At 71.1% G+C, this 25929-nt stretch carries 15 protein-coding genes, 1 tRNA gene and 1 rRNA gene; 4 read left to right on the forward strand and 13 right to left on the reverse strand.

Annotated features, from left to right (window positions below):
• Positions 1 to 19: 19 nt before the first annotated feature.
• The 3 genes from ACZ7OY_RS11400 to ACZ7OY_RS11410 all read left to right on the forward strand — a co-directional run bounded on the left by ACZ7OY_RS11400 (position 20) and on the right by ACZ7OY_RS11410 (position 6769).
• On the forward strand, positions 20 to 5014 hold the full coding sequence (locus ACZ7OY_RS11400; RefSeq protein WP_471911162.1) for an ATP-dependent helicase: 4995 nt from the start codon (positions 20 to 22) through the stop codon (positions 5012 to 5014).
• A gap of 115 nt (positions 5015 to 5129) precedes the next feature.
• Positions 5130 to 5972 (forward strand): Fpg/Nei family DNA glycosylase, encoded by an 843-nt coding sequence (locus ACZ7OY_RS11405; RefSeq protein WP_471911163.1) that lies wholly within the window; start codon positions 5130 to 5132, stop codon positions 5970 to 5972.
• A 32-nt stretch (positions 5973 to 6004) separates the two neighbouring features.
• A complete protein-coding gene (locus ACZ7OY_RS11410) occupies positions 6005 to 6769 on the forward strand; it encodes an SDR family NAD(P)-dependent oxidoreductase (protein WP_471911164.1) in 765 nt (254 codons plus the stop codon).
• Here the strand turns inward: ACZ7OY_RS11410 and ACZ7OY_RS11415 are convergent.
• From ACZ7OY_RS11415 to ACZ7OY_RS11460, 10 genes are all read right to left on the reverse strand, one after another.
• On the reverse strand, positions 6717 to 7001 hold the full coding sequence (locus ACZ7OY_RS11415; protein ID WP_471911165.1) for a hypothetical protein: 285 nt from the start codon (positions 6999 to 7001) through the stop codon (positions 6717 to 6719). The genes ACZ7OY_RS11410 and ACZ7OY_RS11415 overlap by 53 nt on opposite strands.
• Before the next feature lie 128 nt (positions 7002 to 7129).
• Positions 7130 to 7600, reverse strand: coding sequence for a Dps family protein (locus ACZ7OY_RS11420; RefSeq protein WP_471911166.1), 471 nt, complete (start codon positions 7598 to 7600; stop codon positions 7130 to 7132).
• A gap of 244 nt (positions 7601 to 7844) precedes the next feature.
• On the reverse strand, positions 7845 to 8225 hold the full coding sequence (locus ACZ7OY_RS11425; RefSeq protein ID WP_152893338.1) for a helix-turn-helix domain-containing protein: 381 nt from the start codon (positions 8223 to 8225) through the stop codon (positions 7845 to 7847).
• A 109-nt stretch (positions 8226 to 8334) separates the two neighbouring features.
• On the reverse strand, positions 8335 to 8880 hold the full coding sequence (locus tag ACZ7OY_RS11430; RefSeq protein WP_471911167.1) for a CinA family protein: 546 nt from the start codon (positions 8878 to 8880) through the stop codon (positions 8335 to 8337).
• A complete protein-coding gene (gene pgsA / locus ACZ7OY_RS11435; RefSeq protein WP_471911168.1) occupies positions 8877 to 9722 on the reverse strand; it encodes a CDP-diacylglycerol--glycerol-3-phosphate 3-phosphatidyltransferase in 846 nt (281 codons plus the stop codon). The genes ACZ7OY_RS11430 and pgsA overlap by 4 nt, the downstream gene beginning before the upstream one ends.
• Positions 9719 to 11194, reverse strand: coding sequence for a 30S ribosomal protein S12 methylthiotransferase RimO (gene rimO, locus ACZ7OY_RS11440; RefSeq protein ID WP_471911169.1), 1476 nt, complete (start codon positions 11192 to 11194; stop codon positions 9719 to 9721). Before rimO ends, pgsA begins: the two co-directional genes overlap by 4 nt.
• A gap of 91 nt (positions 11195 to 11285) precedes the next feature.
• Positions 11286 to 12128, reverse strand: coding sequence for a helix-turn-helix domain-containing protein (locus ACZ7OY_RS11445; protein WP_471911170.1), 843 nt, complete (start codon positions 12126 to 12128; stop codon positions 11286 to 11288).
• Positions 12129 to 12397: 269 nt separating this feature from the next.
• Positions 12398 to 15115: a DNA translocase FtsK gene (locus ACZ7OY_RS11450; protein WP_471911171.1), complete on the reverse strand. Its 2718-nt coding sequence runs from the start codon at positions 15113 to 15115 to the stop codon at positions 12398 to 12400.
• 124 nt (positions 15116 to 15239) lie between these two features.
• The gene (locus tag ACZ7OY_RS11455) at positions 15240 to 15920 is read right to left on the reverse strand and encodes a response regulator (protein WP_471911172.1); all 681 of its coding nucleotides are present in this window, start codon (positions 15918 to 15920) and stop codon (positions 15240 to 15242) included.
• A gap of 321 nt (positions 15921 to 16241) precedes the next feature.
• Positions 16242 to 21713 (reverse strand): HAMP domain-containing protein, encoded by a 5472-nt coding sequence (locus tag ACZ7OY_RS11460; protein ID WP_471911173.1) that lies wholly within the window; start codon positions 21711 to 21713, stop codon positions 16242 to 16244.
• Positions 21714 to 22093: 380 nt separating this feature from the next.
• Between ACZ7OY_RS11460 and ACZ7OY_RS11465 the strand changes: the two genes are divergently transcribed.
• A complete protein-coding gene (locus ACZ7OY_RS11465; protein ID WP_471911174.1) occupies positions 22094 to 24853 on the forward strand; it encodes a SpoIIE family protein phosphatase in 2760 nt (919 codons plus the stop codon).
• A gap of 55 nt (positions 24854 to 24908) precedes the next feature.
• Here ACZ7OY_RS11465 and ACZ7OY_RS11470 read toward each other — a convergent pair.
• The 3 genes from ACZ7OY_RS11470 to rrf all read right to left on the reverse strand — a co-directional run.
• A tRNA-Thr gene (locus ACZ7OY_RS11470) sits at positions 24909 to 24984 on the reverse strand.
• A gap of 75 nt (positions 24985 to 25059) precedes the next feature.
• On the reverse strand, positions 25060 to 25722 hold the full coding sequence (locus ACZ7OY_RS11475) for a DegT/DnrJ/EryC1/StrS family aminotransferase (protein ID WP_471911220.1): 663 nt from the start codon (positions 25720 to 25722) through the stop codon (positions 25060 to 25062).
• A gap of 114 nt (positions 25723 to 25836) precedes the next feature.
• Positions 25837 to 25929, reverse strand: a 5S ribosomal RNA gene (gene rrf, locus ACZ7OY_RS11480); the annotation flags it as partial.

Raw genomic sequence — 25929 nt, forward strand, 5'->3', positions numbered from 1 at the left:
CCGGGTGCAGGATGGACGCATGGTCAGCTCCGCACACCGGGCCCTCGACGGCTTCTCCCCCGCGACCCGCGGCTGGTTCACGGGGGCGTTCTCCGCGCCCACCGCGGCCCAGGCGGGCGCGTGGCAGGCCATCCGCGAGGGTTCGGACGTGCTGGTGGTCGCCCCGACCGGCTCGGGAAAGACGCTGGCCGCGTTCCTCGCCGCCCTGGACCAGCTCGCCTCCACCCCGCCCCCGGCCGACCCTCGCAAGCGCTGCCGGGTGCTGTACGTCTCCCCGCTGAAGGCGCTCGCGGTCGACGTCGAGCGCAACCTGCGCAGCCCGCTGACCGGCATCCGCCAGGAATCCGTGCGCCTGGGGCTGCCCGAGCCCGAGGTGAAGGTCGGCATCCGCTCCGGCGACACCCCGCCCGCCGAGCGCCGCGCGCTGGCCACCCGCCCGCCGGACATCCTGATCACCACCCCGGAGTCCCTCTTCCTGATGCTGACGTCGGCCACCCGCGACGCGCTGACCGGCATCGAGACGGTGATCCTCGACGAGGTGCACGCGGTGGCGGGCACCAAGCGGGGCGCGCACCTGGCGCTCTCCCTGGAGCGGCTGGACGAGATCCTGCCGAGGCCGGCCCGCCGGATCGGCCTCTCGGCGACCGTCCGCCCGGTCGACGAGGTCGCGCGCTACCTCTCGCCGCGCCGCAAGGTGGAGATCGTCCAGCCGAAGTCCGGCAAGGAGTTCGACCTCTCGGTCGTCGTCCCGGTCGAGGACCTGGCGGAGCTGGGCGGCTCTCCGGTCGCCGACGGCTCGGAGGGCAAGGAGCGTCCTTCGATCTGGCCGCACGTGGAGGAGCGGATCGCCGACCTCGTCCAGTCCCACCGGTCCACGATCGTCTTCGCCAACTCCCGCCGCCTCGCGGAGCGGCTGTGCAACCGGCTCAACGAGATCGCGTACGAGCGGGCCACCGGCGAGCCCCTCGCCGAACACCACGCGCCCGCCGAACTCATGGGCGGCTCGGGGGCGGCCCAGGGCGCCCCGCCGGTCATCGCGCGCGCCCATCACGGCTCGGTGTCCAAGGAACAGCGCGCCCTCGTCGAGGAGGACCTGAAGGCGGGCCGGCTGCCGGCCGTGGTCGCCACCTCCAGTCTCGAACTCGGCATCGACATGGGCGCCGTCGACCTGGTGGTCCAGGTCGAGTCACCGCCGTCCGTCGCCTCCGGCCTCCAGCGCGTCGGCCGCGCGGGACACCAGGTGGGCGCCGTCTCCACCGGTGTGGTGTTCCCGAAGTACCGCGGTGACCTGGTCCAGGCCGCCGTGGTCACCGAGCGGATGCGCGTGGGTGCCATCGAGTCCCTGAAGGTCCCCGCCAACCCCCTGGACGTGCTGGCCCAGCAGGTGGTCGCCATGACGTCCATGGACACCTGGCAGGTCGACGACCTGCTCGCCGCGGTCCGCCGCGCCGCCCCCTTCGCCTCGCTGCCGGAGTCGGCGTTCACCGCGGTCCTCGACATGCTCGCCGGCCGCTACCCGTCCGACGCCTTCGCGGAACTGCGCCCGCGCGTGGTGTGGGACCGCGTCGCGGGCACGATCACCGGCCGCCCCGGCGCGCAGCGCCTCGCCGTCACCTCCGGAGGCACGATCCCCGACCGCGGCCTGTTCGGCGTGTTCCTGGCCGGCGCCGATCCGAAGAAGGGCGGAGGCCGGGTCGGCGAGCTGGACGAGGAGATGGTCTACGAGTCCCGGGTGGGGGACGTCTTCACGCTGGGCACCAGCTCCTGGCGCATCGAGGACATCACCCGTGACCGGGTCCTGGTCTCCCCCGCCCCCGGGGTACCGGGCCGACTGCCCTTCTGGAAGGGCGACCAGCTGGGCCGGCCGCTCGAACTGGGCCGCGCGCTGGGCGCGTTCCTGCGCGAGGTCGGCTCGCTGCCGAAACAGGACGCCCGGCTGCGTCTGCTCACCGCGGGGCTGGACGCCTGGGCCGCGGACAACGTGCTGTCCTACCTGGACGAGCAGCGCGAGGCCTGCGGCCATGTGCCGGACGACCGCACGATCGTCGTGGAGCGCTTCCGTGACGAGCTCGGCGACTGGCGGGTCGTCGTGCACTCCCCCTTCGGCGCCCAGGTCCACGCCCCGTGGGCGCTCGCCCTCGGCGCCCGCCTCGCCGAGCGGTACGGCATGGACGCCCAGGTCATGCACGCCGACGACGGCATCGTGCTGCGCCTTCCCGACGCCGACCTGATGGGCCTGGACCTGCTCGACCAGGCACCGATGAAGGCGGGTACGGAGTACGACGCCGACCGGGCCCCGGTCGGCGCGGCGGACGTCGTCTTCGACAAGGGCGAGGTCGACCGGGTCGTCACCGACCAGGTGGGTGGTTCGGCCCTGTTCGCGTCCCGCTTCCGCGAGTGCGCGGCGCGTGCTCTGCTGCTGCCGCGCCGCAACCCGGGCAAGCGCACCCCGCTCTGGCAGCAGCGCCAGCGCGCCGCCCAACTGCTGGAGGTGGCGAGCGAGTTCGGTTCGTTCCCGATCGTGCTGGAGGCGGTCCGCGAATGCCTCCAGGACGTCTTCGACGTCCCCGGCCTGGTCGAGCTGATGGGCGACCTGGAGTCCCGGAAGGTGCGCCTGGTCGAGGTCACCACCCCGGAGCCGTCCCCCTTCGCCCGCTCCCTCCTGTTCGGCTACGTCGCCCAGTTCCTCTACGAGGGCGACTCACCGCTCGCCGAGCGCCGCGCGGCCGCGCTCTCGCTGGACTCGCGGCTGCTGGCCGAGCTGCTCGGCCAGGCGGAGCTGCGGGAGCTGCTCGACGCCGAGGTACTGGGCGAGCTGGAGCGCGAGCTCCAGTGGCGCACCGAGGACCGGCGGGTCAAGGACGCCGAGGGCGTCGCGGACCTGCTGCGTCTGCTCGGGCCGCTCACCGACGCCGAACTGGCCGAGCGCGGCGCCGAACCGCAGTGGGCGCCGGAGCTGGCCGCCGCCCGCCGCGCGATCCGGGTCCGCGTCGCCGGAGCGGACCACTGGGCGGCGATCGAGGACGCGGGCCGGCTGCGCGACGCCCTGGGCACGGCGCTTCCGGTCGGTGTCCCCGAAGCGTTCACCGAGCCGGTCAAGGACCCCCTCGGCGACCTCCTCGCCCGCTTCGCCCGCACACACGGCCCGTTCACCTCCGTCACGGTGGCGGCCCGCTTCGGCCTGGGCGTCGCGGTCACCGAGGGCGCCCTCCAGCGGCTGGCGGCCTCCGGGCGGGTCGTGCAGGGCGAGTTCCATCCCGCCGGGATCGGCCAGGAGTGGTGCGACGCGACCGTCCTGCGCCGGCTGCGACGCCGCTCGCTGGCGGCGCTGCGGCACGAGCTGGAGCCGGTGAGCCCGCCGGCGCTCGCCCAGTTCCTCCCCCAGTGGCAGCACATCGGCCAAGGGCACGGGCTGCGCGGCATCGACGGACTGGTGCGCGCGGTGGAGCAGTTGCAGGGCGCGTCGGTTCCCGCGTCCGCCCTGGAGAAGCTGATCCTGCCGTCCCGTGTCGCGCACTACACCCCCGCGCTGCTCGACGAACTCACCTCCGCGGGCGAGGTGGTGTGGGCCGGAGCGGGAGCGCTGCCCGGCAAGGACGGCTGGATCTCCCTGTATCTGGCGGACGCGGCCCCGCTGCTGCTGCCCCCGCCCCACCCGCTGGAACCGACGGCGCTCCACCAGTCCGTGCTGGACGCCCTCTCCGGGGGCTACGGATTGTTCTTCCGTCAGATCGCCGACCAGGTCCGTGCCACCACCCACCCCGACGCCACGGACCCCCAACTCGCCGACGCGGTCTGGGATCTGGCCTGGTCCGGCCGGCTCACGAACGACACGCTCGCGCCCATGCGCTCCCTCCTCGGCTCGGGACGCACCGCGGGCTCCACCGCGCACCGCGCCAAACGCACCGTGCCGCGCGGGCGCTACGGCTCGCTGACGGCGGCGGCCCGCCCCGCCTCCCGCGGCGGACCGCCGACCGTCGCGGGCCGCTGGTCGCTGCTCCCGCAACGCGAACCGGACTCCACGGTGCGGGCCCACGCGCTGGCCCGCACCCTCCTCGACCGGCACGGCGTGGTGACCCGGGGGGCGGTCGCCGCGGAAGGCGTCGAGGGCGGGTTCTCCGCGGTCTACCGCGTTCTGTCCGCCTTCGAGGACAGCGGTCAGGCACGGCGCGGTTATGTCGTCGAGGGGCTCGGCGCGGCCCAGTTCGCGATGGACGGTGCGGTGGACCGCCTGCGCGCGGTGGCCAACGCCCGTGAACGCGGCGAGAACCCGTCGGACCAGGTGTCCGCCCCCGGCTTCCCCGACGGCCACGGCACACCCGGCCACCCGGCCGACGGCTTCACCTCCGCGGACGCCGACGCCCTCGACTTCCCGGACTTCGGCACAACGGACTTCAACACCACGGACTTCGGCACAACGGACTTCGGCACCCCGGACTTCGGCAGCCTCGCCGCGCCGGACGCCTTCGCGGGACAGGACGCCTTCGCCGGGCCCGGCGGCCGCGTCCCGCCGCGCGGCTTCGCGCCGCCCGGCGCGGGCGGTCCCCGAGGTGGCCCCGGTGTCCCGTACGGCGCCGGATCCGCCTTTCCCGGCCGCCGCGCCCGCCCCGCTCCCGCCCCCGGCTCCCGAGCCGTGGTCCTGGCGGCCGCCGACCCCGCGAACGCCTACGGCGCCGCCCTCTCCTGGCCGGAGCCCCCGAGCGGCGCCGGGCACAAGCCCGGCCGCAAGGCGGGCTCCCTGGTGGTGCTGGTCGACGGCGAGCCGGCGATCTACATGGAGCGCGGCGGCAAGACCCTGCTGGCCTGGCCCGAGGATCCCGACGGCAACGCCACCGAGGACCCCCGCCTGCGGGAGGCGGCACAGGCTCTCGCCGCTGCCGCCCGGGCGGGTTCCCTCGGCACGGTCACCGTGGAACGCGTCAACGGCGCCTCGGCCCTGACCTCGCCCATCGGCACCCTGCTGGAAGAAGCGGGCTTCATCGCCACCCCCCGGGGCCTGCGGCTACGGGCCTGAGCCGGCCCCGAACCCATCCGGCCACCGCCCCTCCCCGCTCCCCGCACCCCGCACCCCGCACCCCGCTCCCCGCTCCCCGCTCCCCGCACAGCCTCCCCCGTGCCACCCTTGACCCATGCCCGAAGGTGACACGGTCTGGCAGGCCGCGAGGCGTCTGCACATCGCCCTCGCGGGCCGGGTACTGATCCGATCCGACCTGCGGGTACCGAAGTACGCCACGGCCGACCTCACGGGCCGCACCGTCCTGGACGTCACCCCGCGGGGCAAGCACCTCCTCACACGTATCGAGGGCGGCCTGACCCTGCACTCGCATCTGCGGATGGACGGCTCCTGGAAGATCTACCCCCCGGGGGCGCGCTGGACCGGCGGCCCGGCCCACCAGATCCGGGCGATCCTGGGAACCACCGAGCACACGGCCGTCGGCTACCGCCTCCCGGTGCTCGAACTCCTGCGCACCGCCGACGAGCACCGCGCCGTCGGCCACCTGGGCCCCGACCTGCTGGGCCCGGACTGGAACCCCGAGCGGGCCCTGGCCAACCTCCGCACGGACCCCGCCCGCGCCCTCGGCGAGGCCCTGCTCGACCAGCGCAATCTCGCCGGCATCGGCAACGTCTACAAGAGCGAGCTCTGCTTCCTGCTCGGTGTGACCCCGTGGCTCCCCGTCGGCGCCCTGCCCGCCGACCGCGCGGCACAACTCCCCGCACTCGCCAAGAGGCTTCTGGAAGCCAACCGCGACCGCCCGGTCCGCAGCACCACGGGCCGACGCGGCCAGGAGCTGTTCGTGTACGGCCGGGCACACCGCCCCTGTCTGCGCTGCCGCACCCCGGTCCGCGCGGCCGACCAGGGCGACGGCTCCCGTGAGCGCCCCACCTACTGGTGTCCCGCCTGCCAGCCGGGACCGGCCCCGGCACCGGGCACCCCGGCCTCCCGCGGATTCCGGTCCGGTCCTACCAATTGACGACCCGTCAGATTCGCTCGTACCGTCCCCTCATGCCCGTCAAGGCGTACGACCTCACCGGACGCACCGCATTCGTCACCGGCGCCGCGGGCGGCATCGGCCGCGCCGCCGCCGTTCTGCTCGCCGAGGCGGGCGCCACCGTGCACGGCGCGGACCGGGACGCGCAGGGCCTGCACGAGACGGCGACGCTGATCAAGGAGGGTGGCGGCACCGCCCACGTCCATCATCTCGACGTCACCGACCGCGAGCGGCTCCAGCGGGCCGTGGAGTCCTGCGGCCGTCTGGACGTCATGGCCGCGATCGCCGGCATCATGCACAGCAGTCCGGTCCTGGAGACCCGGGACGAGGATCTGGACCGGGTGCTGGACGTCAACTTCAAGGGGGTGCTGTACGCCTGTCAGGAGGCGGCCCGTCTGATGCTCGCGCAGGGCATCCGCGGCAGCATCATCACGATGGCCTCGGGTGCCGTCGACACGGGCGGTGCCGGTCTGCTCTGCTACGGCGCGGCCAAGGCGGCCGTCGTACAGCTGACGAAGACGCTGGCGACCGAGCTGGGCGGGCACGGCATACGCGTCAACGCGGTCGCCCCGGGCTGGATCCGTACGCCCATGACCGACCGCCACGACGCCACGGCGCAGGCCCACACCGAGGCGCTGATGTGCCGGATGTCACCGCTGGGCCGGGTCGGCGCGCCCGAGGACGTCGCCCACGCCGTGCTCCATCTGGCCTCCGACGCGTCGTCCTTCACGACGGGCCAGATTCTGCGTCCGAACGGCGGAGTGGCGATGCCGTGGTGACCGGAACGCCCCGCCAGGCCCGGATCCAGCGTCCCGCCCCGAGTGCACCGGGCGCCCCCGCCTTGGGCATGCAGTGGACCGGCAGCAGGCTCAGCCCCCAGCCCCCGGCCACGACGGTGCCCTCCAGCGCACCCGAGTCCGGCGCGAGCGCGAGCCGCAGCACGGCCCACCACCACAGCGCCCCGAGTCCGAGAGCCGCCCCCCAGCGCACCGCCCGTATCCGCCCTGCCATGGTCCGCCACCACCTCCAGCCCGACGCCGCAGACCCACCGGCCCCGACGGAACGACGCTAGAACGCCGCCCTCTACACCGGGAGGGCGCACCGACAGCACACAGGCGCACCTCGCCTGCCGGCGTCTGTCAGACGTTCTCGGCCTGGAACATCCAGTGGTGCTTCTCCAGATCCGCCGTGACCGAGATGAAGATGTCCTGGCTGACCGGATCGGCGTCGCCGGTGGCGCCCACCCGCTCCCGCATCCGTGTGATCACCGCGCCCAGCGCGGCGACGAGCGTGCGTACGGCGTCCGTGTCCTTGATCCAGCCCTCGGGCACGGTGGCGATTCCGCTGCCGCCGGCCACCGTGGCGGCGCGTCCGTCGGGTGACACCCCGAGCGCCGAGGCCCGTTCCGCGACGGTGTCGGAGTGCAGGCGCGCACTGTCCACGACTTCGTCGAGCTGAAGATGGATGGACCGGAAGCGGGCGCCGACGACGTTCCAGTGGACCTGCTTCGCCACGAGCGACAGGTCCACCAGGTCGACGAGCGCGCCCTGGAGCGCCTCGGACACCGTCTTCAGGTCCTTGTCGGACAACGGGCTCTTCACGACGTTCATGCATCTCCTCCGCGGGCTGGTCCGGGTCCGGCCATGTCCCTCCACCATGACCGCCCCGCCGGACACCGGCAAACGGACCCGAAAGGGGCACGGGAAGCGCACCCGGAAAGGCGCGGAGAAGGCGGAGAGCAGGCACGGGGGAACGCGAAAGCCCCGGCAGCGCCTCTCCGGAAGGTCTGTCCGGAGAAGCCCGGGCCGGGGCTTGACGAATGTGCGTCGGTTCACACACCCACGGTGGTGGGTGTTACGCGGCGACCACGTCCACCGCTTCGGCGGGTGCCTTGATGGTCACGCGTTCCGGTGGCACGCCGGTCACCGAAACGGAACCCAGCATGGCACGCACCGGGGTGGGCACGGGCTCGCTGGGAGTGGCCGCAGCGGACTGGGCCAGCTCGGCGAGAGCGAGCTCGTCGCTGACTTCCCGCATGAGCTCGGACATCCGTACGTCCAGCGCGTCGCAGATGGCGGAGAGCAGCTCGGAGGATGCCTCCTTCTGCCCCCGCTCCACCTCGGAGAGATAGCCGAGTGAGACTCGGGCGGACGAGGAGACTTCGCGCAGAGTACGGCCCTGGCGTTGGCGCTGCCGACGCAGCACGTCACCCAGCAGGCGACGGAGCAGAATCATCGGTGGCTCCCTCCTCGGACCGCGTAGCCGCATCCTTCACGCCCCACCGTACCGCCTTGCGCCGCGGCCGTGCGGGGAGCGATGTCGTGTTCACTCAGGGCTGCAAACATCAAAACCCCCCGTTCTGTTCCGTATCCTGTGCCCGCTCATTCCCAGTCTGTTCGCTCGCGAGCTCCCTCAGGAACAGTGCGAGTACGCTCCGTACACTCTCCATACGGATTTCCGCGCGGTCGCCGTTCAACCGCAGCGCCATCACTTTTCCGCCGCGGGCAGAACCGGAATGCGCCGCGGAGGGGCCGTCCAGGGCCACGAAGACCGTTCCGACCGGTTGGCCGTCCTGCGGTTCGGGGCCGGCCACGCCGGTGGTCGCGAGGCCCCAGTCGGCACCCAGCGCCTTGCGGACTCCCGCCGCCATCTCTGCCGCGACCTGCGGATCCACCGCCCCGCGCTCGGCCAGCAGAGTGGGGTCGACGCCCAGCAGCGCGTGCTTGAGGTCGGTGGCGTACGCGGTCACCGACCCCCGGAACACCTTGGAGGCCCCGGAGACCGCGGTGATCTCCGCCGCGACCAGACCGCCGGTGAGCGACTCGGCGACGGCGACCGTCTCGCCCTTCACCGTGAGTAGTCGCACCAGGTCGGCGGCCGCGGAACTCACGCCCCCGCCTCCTCCGACGCGGCTTTGCGCTCGGCGATTCCCTGCCTGCGCAGCACGATGGCCTGTCTCACGTAGTCGAGGCCGGTGACCACGGTCAGGACGACCGCCACCGCCATCACCCAGAACCTCGCGGTGGCCAGCCAGCCCGTCAGTGCCAGGACGTACATCCCGACGGCGATGCCCTGGGCGAGCGTCTTGAGCTTGCCGCCCCGGCTCGCCGGGATGACCCCGTACCGGATGACGAGGAAACGGATCAGCGTGACCCCGAGCTCCCGGCCGAGGATGACTCCGGTCACCCACCAGGGCAGGTCGCCCAGCCAGGAGAGACAGATCAGCGCCGCGCCCATGATCGCCTTGTCGGCGATGGGGTCGGCGATCTTCCCGAAGTCGGTGACGAGGTTGTAGGTGCGGGCCAGATGTCCGTCGAACAGGTCGGTGATCATCGCGATGGCGAAGGCCGCCCAGGCGAGCGAGCGCCACGCGGGGTCGTATCCGCCGTCGGCGAGCAGCAGGGCCACGAAGCCTGGCACCAGGATCAGCCGGAGCATGGTCAGCAGATTGGCGATGTTCCAGACGCTGGCCTGGTTGACGGCCGCGGCCGTCAACTTCTCGCGCCGTGCCGACTTCCCGTTCTCGTGCTCCCCCTGCGCGGCATCGGATTCGCGACCGGCGACGGAGTCGCGGACCGCACCGGACTCGCGAGCGGCGGCAGAGCCGCGGCCCGCGCCGGATGTGCGGCCGGGTCCGGACCCGGCCGCCGACGCGGCGCCCTTGCCGGACGGCTCGTTCACCGTGCGCGCCTTCGCGGGGCCGCCCGCCGCTGCTGCCGGGACACCCGTCATCTGCCCGCCTCCTCAGGACACGCGAGCGAGCCGACGAGCGGCTCGGCCACGAGGTCGACACCCTCCGTACCGACCACCTTCGCCTCGACGATACGGCCGACGCTCAGTCCGGCGCCGCTGGTGAGCAGCACCTGTCCGTCGGTCTCCGGGGCCTGGTGCGCCCCGCGGCCGTACGCGCCGTCCTCGGAGTCCACCGACTCCACCAGGACTCGCACGGTCTCGCCCAGGCGCTCCTCGGCCCGCTGCGAGACGAGTTCCTCGGCCAGCCGGGAGATCCGGGCCAGCCGCTCGGCGACGACGTCCTCGTCGAGCTTGTTGTCGTAGGTCGCCGCCTCGGTGCCCTCCTCGTCGGAGTACCCGAAGACGCCGATGGCATCGAGCCGCGCGCCGTTGAGGAAACGCTCCAGCTCGGCCAGGTCGGACTCGGACTCGCCCGGGAAGCCCACGATGAAGTTGGAGCGCACGCCTGCCTCCGGGGCCTTGCCGCGGATGGTGTCGAGCAGCTCCAGGAAGCGGTCGGTGTCGCCGAAGCGGCGCATCGAGCGCAGCACCGCGGGTGCCGAGTGCTGGAAGGAGAGATCGAAGTAGGGCACGACCTTGGGGGTCGAGGTCAGCACGTCGATCAGGCCGGGCCGCATCTCGGCGGGCTGGAGGTAGCTGACCCGCACCCGCTCGATGCCGTCGACGTCGGCGAGCTCGGGCAGCAGCGACTCCAGCAGCCGGATGTCGCCCAGGTCCTTGCCGTACGAGGTGTTGTTCTCGGAGACCAGCATGATCTCCTTCACGCCCTGCTCGGCCAGCCAGCGCGTCTCGTTCAGCACGTCGCTCGGGCGGCGCGAGATGAAGGAGCCGCGGAAGGACGGGATGGCGCAGAAGGAGCAGCGGCGGTCACAGCCGGAGGCGAGCTTCACCGAGGCGACCGGGGAGCCGTCCAGACGGCGGCGCAGGGGCGCCCGGGGCCCGGAGACCGGGGCCACGCCCTCGGGGAGGTCCGTGGGGGCGCCGTGCCCGGGGAGGGCCACCTCGGCGCCCGCGTCCTGCCGCTCGGCCGGGCTGATCGGCAGCAGCTTGCGCCGGTCGCGCGGGGTGTGGGCGGCGTGGACACCGCCGGACAGGATGGTCTGGAGGCGGTCGGAGATGTCGGTGTAGTCGTCGAAGCCGAGCACCCCGTCGGCCTCGGGGAGGGCCTCGGCGAGTTCCTTGCCGTACCGCTCGGCCATGCAGCCGACCGCCACGACGGCCTGGGTTCTGCCCCGGCCCTTGAGATCGTTGGCCTCCAGGAGGGCGTCCACGGAGTCCTTCTTGGCGGCGTCGACGAAGCCGCAGGTGTTGACGACGGCGACGTCCGCGTTCGCGGCGTCCTCCACGAGGTCCCAGCCGTCCGCCTCCAAGCGGCCTGCGAGCTCCTCCGAGTCCACCTCGTTACGGGCGCAGCCAAGGGTGACGAGTGCGACGGTACGGCGTTCAGGCATGGGCTCAAGACTACTTCGTCCCGCTGACACCCCACGTCGACGGGGTTGGCCGATCTTGGCCAACCCCGTGCCGGTTCACGTGATCACAGGGTCACCCGACCTGCGGGTCACCCTTCGTGTACGTCAGACGCTCCACGGCGCCCGGCTGGAAGTCGTCCTCGATCTTCTTGCCGTTGACGTAGAGCTGGATGGCGCCGGCGTCGCCGAGCACCAGGTTGATCTTCGAGGAGTCCTGGAAGGTCTTGGACTCGCCCTCCTTGAGCAGCCCGTCGAAGAGCAGCCGACCGTTGTGGTCCTTGGCGGAGATCCAGCTGCGGCCGTCGGCGGCGCTGACCTGGACGGTCACCTTGTCCTGCGGGGCGGCCGCGATGGCGCTGTCGGACGGCTCCGGCTTGGGGTCGACGGGCTTGCTGTCCTTCTTCGGAGTGGCGGAGGCGGTGGTGCTCGTCGTGGGCGTGGAGGAGCCTTCGGCGATCTGGTCCCGGCCGTCGCCGTCGCCGCCCTTGAACGCGGTGAAGCCGACGAAGCCGACCACCGCGACGATGGCGGCGACCATGGCCGCGGTCCAGTTGGGTCCGCGCCGCTCGGGACGGATGCGCTCCGCCTCGAACAGGGGTGCGGCCGGGGTGGGCGCCGGGCGGCCACCACGCTCGGCGGAGAACTGGGCCAGCAGGGGCTCGGGATCGAGGTGGACGGCCTTGGCCAGGGTCCTGAGGTGACCGCGGGCGTAGACGTCGCCGCCGCACGGGGCGAAGTCGTCCGCCTCGATGGCGTGCACGATGGCGATACGCACCCGGGTGGCGGTACTGACGTCGTCTACGGTCAGCCCGGCGGCGATGCGCGCCTGCTGCAGAGTGCGGCCGATGGAAAGGTGGGCATCCTCACGATCGTCCTCGAACGGACGCTCGTCTTCAGGGGAGTTGCCGATGGACACGGGGGCGCCTTTCGAGCGAGTAGCCACCTGTGCTGGAAGTTCAGTCTAGGGGTGGTACGAAAGGGTGGGGCAACCGGGCGGCAGGACTTTGTACGCCATCGGAATGGCCGGTCATCCCGACGGTTCGGCAGCGGCTTTGCGCTTCCTCCAAGTTGACGTATGCCGGGGGGAAACGGTTGCCGTTGATCGCTTACGGATGGGTCACGATCCAACATCATCCTGCGGTACGGAGCCCGCTGCCGACCTGCCGACGCGCGCCAGTGTCCCTATTATCCTTCAGAATCACCGCGGATCACCGCGAGCACGCCGTCGAGTTCGTCCGGCTTCACCAGTACGTCACGTGCCTTGGACCCCTCGCTGGGTCCGACCACGCCACGGGACTCCATCAGGTCCATCAGCCGCCCGGCCTTGGCGAAGCCGACCCGGAGCTTGCGCTGGAGCATGGACGTCGACCCGAACTGGGTGGAGACCACCAGTTCGGCCGCCTGGCACAGCAGGTCCAGGTCGTCGCCGATGTCCTCGTCGATCTCCTTCTTCTGTTTGGTGCCGACCACGACGTCGTCCCGGAAGACCGGGGTCATCTGATCCTTGCAGTGCCGGACGATGGCCGCGACCTCGTCCTCGGTCACGAACGCGCCCTGCATACGGGTGGGTTTGTTGGCCCCCATCGGCAGGAACAGCCCGTCGCCCTTGCCGATCAGCTTCTCGGCGCCCGGCTGGTCGAGGATGACCCGGCTGTCGGCGAGCGAGGAGGTGGCGAACGCGAGCCGCGACGGCACGTTCGCCTTGATCAGGCCGGTGACCACGTCGACGGACGGCCGCTGGGTCGCCAGCACCAGGTGGATGCCGGCCGCGCGGGCCAACTGGGTGATGCGCACGATCGCGTCCTCGACGTCCCGCGGCGCGACCATCATCAGGTCGGCGAGCTCGTCGACGATGACCAGCAGGTACGGGTACGGGCTGAGCTCGCGCTCACTGCCCTCGGGCAGCTTCACCTTGCCGTTCCTGATGGCCTCGTTGAAGTCGTCGATGTGCCGGAACCCGAACGCCGCGAGGTCGTCGTAGCGCAGGTCCATCTCCCGCACGACCCACTGCAACGCCTCGGCGGCCCGCTTGGGGTTGGTGATGATCGGCGTGATCAGGTGCGGAATTCCCTCGTACGCGGTCAGCTCCACGCGCTTGGGGTCGACGAGGACCATCCGGACGTCCTCGGGGGTCGCCCGGACCATCACCGAGGTGATGAGGCAGTTGATGCACGAGGACTTGCCGGAACCGGTGGCTCCGGCCACCAGGATGTGCGGCATCTTCGCGAGGTTGGCCATCACATAGCCGCCCTCGACGTCCTTGCCGAGCGCCACCAGCATCGGGTGGTCGTCCTCGGCGGCGTCCGCGAGGCGCAGGACGTCCCCGAGGTTGACCATCTCCCGGTCGGTGTTCGGGATCTCGATGCCGACCGCCGACTTGCCGGGGATCGGGCTGATGATCCGCACGTCCGGACTGGCGACGGCGTACGCGATGTTCTTGGTGAGCGCGGTGATGCGCTCGACCTTCACGGCAGGGCCCAGCGCGACCTCGTAGCGCGTGACCGTCGGCCCACGGGTGAACCCGGTGACGGCCGCGTCCACCTTGAACTCGGTGAAGACGTTCGTCAGCGAGGCGACGACGGCGTCGTTGGCGGCGCTGCGCGCCTTGCCGGGCCCGCCGCGCTCCAGCAGGTCGAGCGAGGGCAGCGCATAGGTGATGTCCCCGGACAGCTGGAGCTGTTCGGCGCGCGGCGGCAGCTCGCGCGGGTGTTCGGGTGCCGCCTTGGTCAGGTCGGGGACCGCGCCGACCGGGAGCCGCTCCTGCTTGGGCCGCGCCGCCGGTACGGGCGTGGGGGCGGGCGTCGGTGCGGTCGGCTCGCGGTCGGCGACGCTGACGCCCTGGGTGAGGTCGGCGACGATCGGCGAGGGCGGCATACCGTGCAGCACCGCGCCGTCGAGCGCCGCCGCGGCGGCCGCGGCCACGTCCACGGCGTCCGGCTGGCGCCCCATGTCCGGCTGCGGCACCACGGAGCGCCGGGGGCGGCCGCGGCGCCGGGACAGCGCCTCCTGCTCCGCGTCGTCCGGGTCGTACGGCCGGGCGGCGCCCGGTTGTCTGCGGGAGCGTGCGGGCAGCCCCTCGCGCCACTGCTCGTCGTACCGCTCGTCGTCGTCGGTGAGGTCGTCCGCCGCGGGGTCGTGCAGTACGCCCAGCCGTACGGCGAGCGCCCGCAGCCGCTGCGGGACGGCGTTGACCGGGGTCGCCGTGACCACGAGCAGCCCGAAGACGGTGAGCAGCACGAGCAGCGGCACGGCCAGCACGTCGCCCATGCCGTACGTCAACGGGGTCGCCACGCCCCAGCCGATGAGACCGCCGGCGTCCCTTATCGCCTGCATGCCGTCGCTGCGGGCGGGCGAGCCACAGGCGATGTGGACCTGGCCGAGCACACCGATGACGAGCGCGGACAGGCCGATCACGATCCGGCCGTTGGCCTCCGGCTTCTCGGGGTGCCGTACGAAGCGCACGGCGATGGCCGCGAGCAGGACCGGGACGAGCAGGTCGAGACGGCCGAAGGCACCGGTCACCAGGATCTCGACGAGATCGCCGACCGGGCCGCGCAGGTCGGCCCAGGTGCCGGCGGCGACGATCAGCGCGAGACCGAACAGCAGCAGCGCCACGCCGTCCTTGCGGTGCGCCGGGTCGAGGTTCTTCGCGCCCTGCCCTATGCCCCGGAACACCGCGCCGACGGCATGCGCAAGGCCGAGCCAGAGGGCACGGACGAGCCGGTAGACGCCCCCGGTGGGGCTGGGCGCCGGCCTGGGGGGCGCGGCCTTCTTCGCCGCGGCCTTCTTGGCGGGCGCCTTCTTCGCCGGGGGTTTCTTGGCAGCGGCCTTCGCCGGAGCCTTCGCTGAAGCGGCCGCCTTCTTCGCGGGCGGCTTCTTGGCTGCGGAGGAACGTGAGGCCATAGGTGTGAGGTTACCGGTGGAGACGACAGCGGACACGTGTGGCCAATGCTTCACCCGTTCGTGTCGCCCTTGTGGGGGCCCGGAACTGACGCGGGTTCACACGTACCCGCGACTTCACCGCGCGTCAGTTCTGCGACGGAACCGGGGCCGTGCCGCCGGTGCCAGGCTCCAAGGCGTCCAGGGCCCGGCGCAGCCCGGTCAGCTTGCGTTCGAGGTGGGCCGCAGTGGCCACCGCCGCCGCGTCGGCGGAGTCGTCGTCGAGCTGCTTGGACAGCGCCTCGGCCTGCTCCTCGACGGCCGCGAGGCGCGCGGAGAGCTCCGCGAGCAGACCGGGCGACTCCTTCGCCCCGCCGGGCACGGCCTTGCCGCCGCCCTCCAACTGGAGCCGCAGCAGCGCCGCCTGCTCCCGCAGCTGGCAGTTCTTCATGTACAGCTCGACGAAAACGGACACCTTCGCGCGCAGCACCCACGGATCGAAGGGCTTCGAGATGTAGTCCACCGCGCCCGCCGCGTAGCCGCGGAAGGTGTGATGGGGACCGTGGTTGATCGCGGTGAGGAAGATGATCGGGATGTCCCGGGTCCGTTCCCGTCGCTTGATGTGTGCGGCTGTTTCGAAACCGTCCATTCCCGGCATCTGGACGTCCAGCAGAATGACCGCGAAGTCGTCCGTCAGCAGCGCCTTGAGCGCTTCCTCCCCGGACGATGCCCGCACCAGCGTCTGATCGAGCGCAGAGAGGATCGCCTCCAGCGCCAGCAGATTCTCCGGCCGGTCATCGACCAGGAGGATCTTGGCCTTCTGCACCATGGCCCGCCCTCCTCGCCCCGGCATGGGGCCTCCCCGGTCCGCAGGACTTGGGAAAGCACCACCTGGTGCCGCCCCAGCGGACGACTCCCTTGCGTCGCCCGTCCTCGTGCCGGTCATGGTAGCCGCACCCCGCCCGTCGCCACACCCTGTCACCGCGATGTCACTGTGCACGTAGCAGAAACGCAGCAGGAGACCAGAAGGTTCCCCGAATACCGTACTTCTACACGGCTTCGGACACACTGCGTCAGCAACTCCGTGTGAACTCCCGAGGATCCCGCCACATCCGCACCAGCCCTGTGCGAACTCCGACCGATACCGCCACTACTGCCGCATCCACTGCTCCATCACGGCCAGCAGATGATCGGGGTCGACCGGCTTCGTCACATAGTCGGAGGCGCCCGATTCGATCGCCTTCTCCCGGTCGCCCTTCATCGCCTTCGCGGTCAGCGCGATGATCGGCAGCCCGGAGAACTGCGGCATCCTGCGGATCGCGGTGGTCGTCGCATACCCGTCCATCTCGGGCATCATGATGTCCATCAGAACGACCGCCACGTCGTCGTGCTGCTCCAGCACCTCGATGCCCTCGCGCCCGTTCTCGGCGTACAGCACCGACAGCCCGTGCTGCTCCAGGACACTGGTGAGCGCGAACACGTTGCGGATGTCGTCGTCGACGATGAGCACCTTCTCGCCGCCGAACCGGAAGCCCTGCGCAGACCGCGCCTCGGGCTCCTGCTCCGCCTGCCACTGCTCCAGCTGCCCGATGCCCTGTTCCAGCCCCGGCGCGCCCCGGCGACGGCGCCGGAAGAGCGCGGCCGGACCGTTCTGCGTCTCCCGGTACGACTTCACCTCGGCCGGTGTCTCGACCTCAGCCTCGGAGAACACGGACAGATCACCCTCGGACGCCACCAGCTCGCCCGCCTCCAGGGCCGGCACCGGCTGCTGGTAGCCGTGCGGGGGCAGCTCGCTCGGGTGCAGCGGCAGGTACAACGTGAAGGTCGAGCCCCGGCCGGGCTCGCTCTGCGCGTGGATCTCGCCGCCGAGCAGCTGCGCGATCTCCCGCGAGATCGACAGCCCGAGACCCGTACCGCCGTACTTGCGGCTGGTCGTCCCGTCCGCCTGCTTGAACGCCTCGAAGATCACCCGCATCTTGCCGGCCGCGATCCCGATCCCCGTGTCGGTCACCGAGAACGCGATCAGCGGCGCGTCCGGGGCGCCGAGCGAACCGGCCTCCAGCAACTGCTCCCGGATCGCCACCGGAACATCCGCCCCGGCCGGCCTGATCACCAGCTCCACCGACCCGGAATCGGTGAACTTCACCGCGTTGGACAGCAGGTTGCGCAGCACCTGGAGCAGCCGCTGCTCGTCGGTGTGCAGGGTGGCGGGCAGCTCGGGCGACACCCGTACGGACAGATCGAGGCCCTTCTCCGCGGTCAACGGCCGGAAGGTGGCCTCCACATAGTCGACGAGCTGCACCAGCGCGATGCGCGTCGGGGAGACGTCCATCTTGCCCGCCTCGACCTTCGACAGGTCCAGGATGTCGTTGATCAGCTGGAGCAGGTCGGAACCGGCCCCGTGGATCGTCTCGGCGAACTCGACCTGCTTCGGGGAGAGATTGCCCTCGGCGTTGTCGGCGAGCAGCTTGGCCAGGATCAGCAGCGAGTTCAGCGGCGTACGCAGCTCGTGCGACATGTTGGCCAGGAACTCGCTCTTGTAGCGCATCGACACGGCGAGTTGCTCGGCGCGCTCCTCCAGGACCTGCCGCGCCTCCTCGATCTCGGTGTTCTTCACCTCGATGTCGCGGTTCTGCTGGGCCAGCAGCTCGGCCTTCTCCTCCAGTTCGGCGTTGGACGCCTGGAGGGCCTTCTGCCGCTGCTCCAACTCCACCGAACGCTCCCGCAGTTGCTCGGTGAGCTCCTGCGACTGCTTCAGCAGCTGTTCCGTCTTGGTGTTGACCGAGATGGTGTTGACGCTGGTCGCGATCATCTCGGCGATCTGGTTGAGGAAGTCCTTCTGGATCTGCGTGAACGGCGTGAACGACGCCAGCTCGATGATGCCGAGCACCTTGCCCTCGAAGAGCACCGGCAGCACGATCACCTGCGCGGGCGGCGCCTCGCCGAGCCCGGACGCGATCTTCAGATAGCCGCTCGGCGCGTTCTCCACGAGGATCGTGCGCTTCTCCTCGGCCGCCGTGCCCACCAGCGCCTCACCCGGCCCGAACGAGGTCGGCATGGAGCCCATCGAGTAGCCGTACGAGCCCAGCATGCGCAGCTCGTACCGGTCGTCCGCGCCGCCGCCCACCTCCTTGCCGTCGACCAGCGGCAGGGCGACGAAGAACGCGCCGTGCTGCGCGGAGACCACCGGGGTCAGCTCGCTCATGATCAGCGAGGCGACGTCCTCCAGGTCGCGGCGGCCCTGCATCAGCGCGGAGATACGGGCCAGGTTGCCCTTGAGCCAGTCCTGCTCCTTGTTGGCGATCGTGGTGTCGCGCAGGTTGGCGATCATCTTGTTGACCGAGCCCTGGAGCTCCTCGATCTCGCCGGAGGCGTCCACGTCGATCTTCAGGTTCAGGTCGCCGCGGGTCACCGCGGCCGCCACGCGCGCGATGGCGCGCACCTGCCGGGTCAGGTTCCCGGCCATCTCGTTCACCGACTCGGTGAGGTCGCGCCAGGTGCCGTCGACGTCACGCACGCGTGCCTGGCCGCCCAGCTGGCCCTCCGTGCCCACCTCACGGGCCACCCGGGTGACCTCCTCGGCGAACGAGGACAGCTGGTCGACCATGGTGTTGATGGTGGTCTTCAGCTCCAGGATCTCACCGCGCGCGTCGATGTCGATCTTCTTCGTCAGGTCACCCTTGGCGATGGCGGTCGTCACCATCGCGATGTTGCGCACCTGACCGGTCAGGTTGGACGCCATCTGGTTCACCGACTCGGTGAGGTCCTTCCAGGTGCCGGCCACACCGGGCACGTGCGCCTGGCCGCCGAGGATGCCGTCCGTGCCCACCTCGCGGGCCACCTTGGTGACCTGCTCGGCGAACGAACTCAGCGTCTTCACCATGGTGTTGAAGGTGTCCGCGAGCTGCGCGACCTCACCGCTCGCGTCGATCGTCACCGTCCGCGTCAGGTCGCCGTTGGCGACGGCCGCCGCGACCTGCGAGATGTTGCGCACCTGCACGGTCAGGTTCTTGGCCATCAGGTTGACGTTGTCGCTGAGGTCCTTCCAGATGCCCGTGACGCCCGGCACGTGCGCCTGGCCGCCGAGGATGCCCTCGGTGCCCACCTCACGGGCCACCCGCGTCACCTGCTCCGCGAACGACGACAGCTGGTCCACCATCGTGTTGACGGTCGTGACGAGTTCGAGGATCTCGCCCTTGGCGTCGACGGTGATCTTCTTCGACAGGTCGCCCTTGGCGACCGCCGTCGTGACCTCGGCGATGTTGCGGACCTGGATGGTCAGGTTGTTCGCCATGAAGTTCACGGACTGGGTGAGGTCCTTCCAGGTGCCCGCGACCCCCTGCACCTCCGCCTGACCGCCCAGCATGCCCTCGGTGCCCACCTCACGGGCCACCCGCGTCACCTGCTCCGCGAACGACGACAGCTGGTCCACCATCGTGTTCAGGGTGTTCTTCAGCTCCAGGATCTCGCCGCGCGCGTCCACGGTGATCTTCTGCGACAGATCACCCCGCGCCACCGCCGTGGCGACCTGCGCGATGTTGCGCACCTGGGCGGTGAGGTTGCCGGCCATACCGTTCACCGAGTCGGTCAGGTCCCGCCACACACCGGCGACGCCGGGCACCTGCGCCTGACCGCCGAGGCGGCCGTCCGTGCCCACCTCGCGGGCCACCTTGGTCACCTGGTCGGCGAACGCGGACAGCTGGTCCACCATCGTGTTGATGGTGATCTTCAGCTCCAGGATCTCGCCGCGCGCGTCCACGGTGATCTTCTGCGACAGATCACCCCGCGCCACCGCCGTCGTGACCTGAGCGATCTGCCGCACCTGGGCGGTCAGATTGCCGGTGATGGAGTTGACGGAGTCGGTGAGCTCCTTCCAGGTGCCGGACACCCCGGGTACCTGGGCCTGACCGCCGAGCCGGCCCTCCGTACCCACCTCGCGGCCCATCTGGATGACCTGGTCGGCGAACGAAGACAACTGGTCCACCATGGTGTTCACGGTGTTCTTCAGCTGGAGCATCTCACCGGCCACGTCCACCGTGACCTTCTGGGACAGATCACCGTTGGCGACCGCCGTCGTCACCTGGGCGATGTTGCGCACCTGCCCGGTGAGGTTGCGGAACGCCGTGTTCACGGAGTCCGTGAGGTCCTTCCAGTCGCCCGCGACCCCGGGCACCTGGGCCTGGCCGCCCAGTTCGCCCTCGTTGCCGATCTCCCGGGCGACGCGGGTGACCTCGGCGCCGAAGGCGGACAGCTGGTCCACCATCCCGTTGACCGTGTTCTTCAGCTCCAGCATCTCGCCGGCCACGTCCACCGTGACCTTGCGGGACAGATCACCGCTGGCCACGGCCGTCGTCACGGCCGCGATGTCCCGCACCTGCGTGGTCAGGTTCCGGAAGACGGTGTTGACGGAGTCCGTCAGGTCCTTCCAGGTGCCCGCGGCCCCCGGCACGTTCGCCTGCCCGCCGAGCCGCCCCTCGCCACCGACCTCGTTGGCCACCCGCGTGACCTCGTCCGCGAACACCCGCAGCGTCTCGGTCATCTGGTTGATCGTGTCGGCGAGCTGGGCCACCTCGCCGCGCGCCTGCACGGTCACCTTCCGCGACAGGTCACCGCTGGCGACCGCGGTGGTCACCTCCGCGATCCCCCGCACCTGGGCCGTGAGGTTACCGGCCATGGTGTTCACCGAGTCGGTGAGTTCCTTCCACACCCCGTCGACACCGGACACCTGGGCCTGACCGCCCAGGATGCCCTCGGTACCCACCTCGCGGGCCACCCGCGTCACCTCGGAGGAGAACGCGGAGAGCTGGTCCACCATCGTGTTGACGGTGTTCTTCAGCTCCAGCATCTCGCCGGCCACGTGCACCGTGACCTTGCGGGACAGATCACCCTTGGCGACCGCCGTCGTCACCAGGGCGATGTCGCGCACCTGGGCCGTCAGCCGGTACGCCATCGTGTTGACGGAGTCCGTGAGGTCCTTCCAGGAACCCGACATGCCGCGCACCTGGGCCTGACCGCCCAGCTTGCCCTCCGTACCGACCTCGCTGGCCACCCGCGTGACCTCGTCGGTGAACGTCGACAACTGGTCGACCAGGTTGTTGACCGTACGCCCGACCTTCAGGAACTCCCCGCGCAGCGGATGCCCCGGCCCGTCCGGCCCCTGGGTCCGCAGATCCATCCGCGGCGACAGATCACCCTCGGCCACCCCCGACAGCACCCGGCTGACCTCGGAGACAGGTCGTACGAGATCGTCCACGAGCGCGTTGGAGTTGTCGATCGCGGTCGCCCAGGAACCCTCGCAGGCCCCCGTCTCCAGGCGTTCGGTGAGCTTTCCCTCACGTCCGACCATGCGCCGCACCCGCGACAACTCGCCCGTGAGATGCAGATTGCGGTCGGCGACCTCATTGAAGACCGCCGCGATCTCCGACATCTCGCCGTCCCCGGACACCGTGAGCCGCTTGCGGAAGTTCCCGTCCCGCATGGCCAGCAGAGCGACGAGCAGCCGGTTCAGGGCAGCCGTGTCCACCGTGGTGGTGCCGTTGTGCCCCTTGCCCCGGCTGCTACTAGGGGACTGTCCGCCTTTCGCGCGCGCCTTCGTGGCCCGCGTAGGTGCGCCAGACTCCACTGTGTCCCTCCCGCAAGGGTCGACCATTGCCGCTCTGTGCCCCGGCACTCCCGATCGGCGTACCGGTGTCATGCTGCCTGCTTGTGCCCGATGCGGTCAGACCGCCCGAGGGGCTGCTGCCCACCATCCGCAGTACCCACTCAGCCTGCCGGTTCCTTCACCAGAAGCTTGCCCAGTGTTTCACCCTCACCGAACCAGGCCATAACAGTTCGGCAGCTTCGCACATCGTCCGCACACCCTCCGGACGGAAACACGGACGACCGGCATCCGCGCGGGCAGGGAAGGTAAGTAACCTTGCATGCGGCTGTCCAGCCGTGCCGGCGCATCCGGTCTGGGCGGTGGCACGAGCACCAGCGGGCATCGGAGGGGCGGCCGCACACATGACCACCGGACTGATCCCCGGGGGACCGTCCCCGGAACCCCGGCCGACGAACGGCCTCGCCCCGCAGGCCCCGCGCCTTCCGGTCGGCCCGGGAACCCTGCACGTAGACGACCGGCCGAGGAGTTCTGTGATCACCGCGCGCGCGGCCGCCAGCTTCGAGCCCGTCGGGCGCTCCGTAGCGACCGCCCGCTCCTTCGTCCGCGACACCCTCCAGGGATGGGGCTTCGCCGACATCGTCGACGACGCGGTGGTCCTCACCAGCGAACTGGTGACCAACGCCGTGGTCCACGCGGGCACGGCCGCGGACGTCCTGTGCCTGCGCAGCGACGACGGCGCACGCATCGAGGTCTCCGACCGCTACCCCGAGCGGGAGATCCCGCTCCAGGGCGCCGCCGTCAACATGGGCAGCCCCGACCGCGAGGGCGGGCGCGGACTCCAGCTGTGCGCGGCCCTGGCGGGCCGATGGGGCGTCGAGTACACACCGACCCACAAGAACGTCTGGTTCCAACTCGACCTGCCCGCACGCTCGGTGGGCACCCGTTCCGCGGGCCCCTCGCTGCCCGCCCACCTCCTCCCCCTCGCCGACGGCCGGGTCCGCGTCGCCGTCGTCCAGATCGACCGCAACGGCGCGATCATCGCCTGGAACGAGGACGCCGAGGAACTCTTCGGCTACGCCGCGGACCAGGTCACCGGCAAGCCCCTCACCGATCTCGCCGCCTGGCCGCACACCCCCGGCACGGGCACCGGCATCGCCGAGGCCCTTCAACTCTCGCGCTGGGAAGGCAGTTACGGCCTGCGCACCGCGAGCGGCCGGGTGATCCCGGTCTACGCCTCCCACCTGCGCGTCCGCGACACCGGCGGCGAGCCGTCCACGGTCTGTCTGCTCGTCCGCGACCACGAACGCGCCGTCCTCCAGACCCCGTTGCGCGTCCCGGCCTCCGACGCGGGCTCCTCCTCCGACATCCAGGGCGCCGACCCCTTCGAGGTGTTCATCGGCTCCCCGGCCCCGGACGACCTCGACGGTCTCCTCCAGCGCACGGTGGAGCGCGCCCGCGACATGCTCGACGGCGACTCCGCCTTCCTGCTCCTGGCCACCGACGACGAAACGGAGTTGGAGGTCCGCGCCTCGACCGGACTGCCCTCCGCGCGCCAGCGCTTCGCCCGGGTCCCCGTCGAGGCGGGCCCCGGCCGCTACGGCTCGGCCCGTATGCCCGCCGTCCACGAGGACCTCGCGGCCGTCCCCGGCGCCGTGCCCCTCCTGAACGCCACCGGCATGCGCTCGGTCGTGACGGTCCCGCTCAAGGTCGAAGGCCGGCTCACCGGCTCCCTCGGAGTGGCCGCGGAGGCCCCGGGCAGATACTCCAACGAGGAGGCGCTGCGCCTCCAGTTCGCCGCGGACCGCATCGCGCTCGCGGTGGAGTCGGCCCGCCTGGGCGAACTGGAGCGCCTGCGACGAGGCTCCCTGAGCTTCCTCGTCGAAGCCTCCGACCTGCTGGCCGGCACCCTGGACCGGGACCAGACCCTCGCCCTGATGGCCCAGATGACAGTGCCCACCCTGGCCACCTGGTGCGCCGTGTACACGATCGCCGACCAGGCCTCCGAGCCGTACCTGTCCTATGTGCTGCACGAGGACGAGGAGCTGATCGACGGCATCAAGTCGCTCCTGTCCAAGATCGCGCCGCCGGACCCGGTCCCCACCCCGGGCGCGCGCGTCTGGACGGCTCCGGGCGAACTGGCCCACCAGGCGGCCCTGCGCAGCTCCATGCGCAGCCTGGGACTGAGCGGCGGCGCCCCGATCCACCATGCCGTCTCACGCATCGCTCCGACGCTGGCCACGGCGGCCGCGGTCGGCGGTGAGACGGTGGTCCTCCCGCTGGTCGCCCGCAACCGCGTCATCGGCATGCTGACGCTCGGCAAGCCCACCGACGAACACTTCCGCCAGGAGATCCTGGAACTGGCCGAGGACCTGAGCCGGCGCGCCGCCCTGGCCCTCGACAACGCCCGTCTCTACTCCGAGCGCACGGCGATCAGCCAGTCGCTCCAGCGCAGCCTGCTGCCGCCCGAGCTGCCCACCATCGAGGGCGTCGAGGTCGAGGTCATCTACCGCGCGGCCGGCGAGGGCAACGAGGTCGGCGGCGACTTCTACGACCTGTTCCCGATCAGCGACGGCGCCTACGGCTTCGCCATCGGCGACGTGTGCGGTACCGGACCGAACGCGGCGGCGGTAACTGGCCTGGCCCGGCACGCGCTGCGGCTGCTGGCCCGCGAGGGCCTCAGCGGCCCGGCCGTGCTGGAGCGCCTGAACTCGGCGATCCTCGACGAGGGCGCCCGCAGCCGCTTCCTGACCCTCCTGTACGGCGAGCTGCGCCCCCAGCCGGACGGCAGCGCGGAACTGAAGGTGGTCTGCGCCGGTCACCCGCTGCCGCTCCGGCTGCGCCAGGACGGCACGGTCGAGACGGCCGCCGAACCCCAGCCGCTGCTCGGCGTCATCGAGGACCTGGAGCTGTACGAGCAGACGGTCACCCTCGACCCGGGGGACGTCCTGCTGTGTGTCACGGACGGGGTCACCGAACGCCGCGAGGGCACCCGCATGCTGGGCGACGACGGCCTCACCGACGTCCTCACGACGTGCACGGGCCTGACGGCCGGCGCGGTCGCGGCACGCATCATGCGCGCGGTGGAGCGTTTCGCTTCGGACGCCCCGTCGGACGACATGGCGATCCTGGCGATGCGGGTCCCGGGCCTCCAGCACGATTAGGCGGCAGGAAGCAGGACATGAGAAAGGCCCCGCCCGATGGGCGGGGCCTTTCTGGTGGAGCCCCCAAACGGAATCGAACCGTTGACCTTCTCCTTACCATGGAGACGCTCTGCCGACTGAGCTATGGGGGCCAGTTGCGTTTTCGAGGTTTCCCTCGCGGCAACGAAATAGAGCATACCCCGAACAGACCCGTGCTCCCAACTCGCTCAGAAGGCGGGTTGGAGCAATCCTCCGAGCGCATTGCACGCGGCCACGATCCGCTGCATGTCCCGCTTCGTCAGGGAGGCTTCCACGGGCAGCGCGAGCGTCTCGTCGGCGGCCAGTTCGGTCTCCGGCAGGGACACGCAACGCCGGAACTCGGGCAGTCGATGCACCGGCGTCTTCACCGGCACCCGGCAGTCAACTCCCCTGCCGCGCAGGGCGCGTGCAAAGGCGTCACGGTCGGGCCGCCCGTTACCGGGGACCCGGACGACGTACTGCTGGTAGGTGTGTCCGTCACCCCCGTCGGGCGTGCGCACCCCGCGCAGCTTCCCGTCGAGGTACGCGGCACGCTGCCGGCGCTGGGCAACCTCGTCGTACGGCGCCTCGGACTCGCCCTGCTGCAGTACGAGCAGTCCGTGCCGCTGTCCGAGTGCGTGGAGGCGGGCGATGTCGGCCGGTCGGCCGAAGCGGTGCACGGCCACGACGGCCACCGTCCGCGAGGTCACGGAGGCCTCGACAGCCGACGCGTCGAGGCAGTAGGTCACCGGATCTATGTCGGCGAACACCGGGAGCGCACCGGCCAGGGTCGCCGCCTCGGCGACCTCCATGTTCCCGAAGGCCGGCACGATGACCTCGTCACCGACTCCGACGCCGGCGGCCCTGAGTATTGCGGCAGTACCCATGCCGTCGATGCTCGTAGCGGAATGTGAACGTCAAGTGTCGACCAACAAAAAAGGGTTGGTCCCTGAACAGAAGTTCAGGGACCAACCCTTTGAATGATTGTTCGGCGGCGTCCTACTCTCCCACAGGGTCCCCCCTGCAGTACCATCGGCGCTGTGAGGCTTAGCTTCCGGGTTCGGAATGTAACCGGGCGT

The organism is Streptomyces sp. NPDC107559 (assembly GCF_055657365.1).

What these genes read in the sequence shown, in the direction of transcription:
- ACZ7OY_RS11400 (WP_471911162.1), top strand. Translation starts at nt 20, where the DNA reads ATGGTCAGCTCCGCACACCGGGCCCTCGACGGCTTCTCCCCCGCGACC.
- ACZ7OY_RS11405 (WP_471911163.1), top strand. Translation starts at nt 5,130, where the DNA reads ATGCCCGAAGGTGACACGGTCTGGCAGGCCGCGAGGCGTCTGCACATC.
- ACZ7OY_RS11410 (WP_471911164.1), top strand. Translation starts at nt 6,005, where the DNA reads ATGCCCGTCAAGGCGTACGACCTCACCGGACGCACCGCATTCGTCACC.
- ACZ7OY_RS11415 (WP_471911165.1), bottom strand. Translation starts at nt 7,001, where the DNA reads ATGGCAGGGCGGATACGGGCGGTGCGCTGGGGGGCGGCTCTCGGACTC.
- ACZ7OY_RS11420 (WP_471911166.1), bottom strand. Translation starts at nt 7,600, where the DNA reads ATGAACGTCGTGAAGAGCCCGTTGTCCGACAAGGACCTGAAGACGGTG.
- ACZ7OY_RS11425 (WP_152893338.1), bottom strand. Translation starts at nt 8,225, where the DNA reads ATGATTCTGCTCCGTCGCCTGCTGGGTGACGTGCTGCGTCGGCAGCGC.
- pgsA (WP_471911168.1), bottom strand. Translation starts at nt 9,722, where the DNA reads ATGACGGGTGTCCCGGCAGCAGCGGCGGGCGGCCCCGCGAAGGCGCGC.
- rimO (WP_471911169.1), bottom strand. Translation starts at nt 11,194, where the DNA reads ATGCCTGAACGCCGTACCGTCGCACTCGTCACCCTTGGCTGCGCCCGT.
- ACZ7OY_RS11450 (WP_471911171.1), bottom strand. Translation starts at nt 15,115, where the DNA reads ATGGCCTCACGTTCCTCCGCAGCCAAGAAGCCGCCCGCGAAGAAGGCG.
- ACZ7OY_RS11455 (WP_471911172.1), bottom strand. Translation starts at nt 15,920, where the DNA reads ATGGTGCAGAAGGCCAAGATCCTCCTGGTCGATGACCGGCCGGAGAAT.
- ACZ7OY_RS11465 (WP_471911174.1), top strand. Translation starts at nt 22,094, where the DNA reads ATGACCACCGGACTGATCCCCGGGGGACCGTCCCCGGAACCCCGGCCG.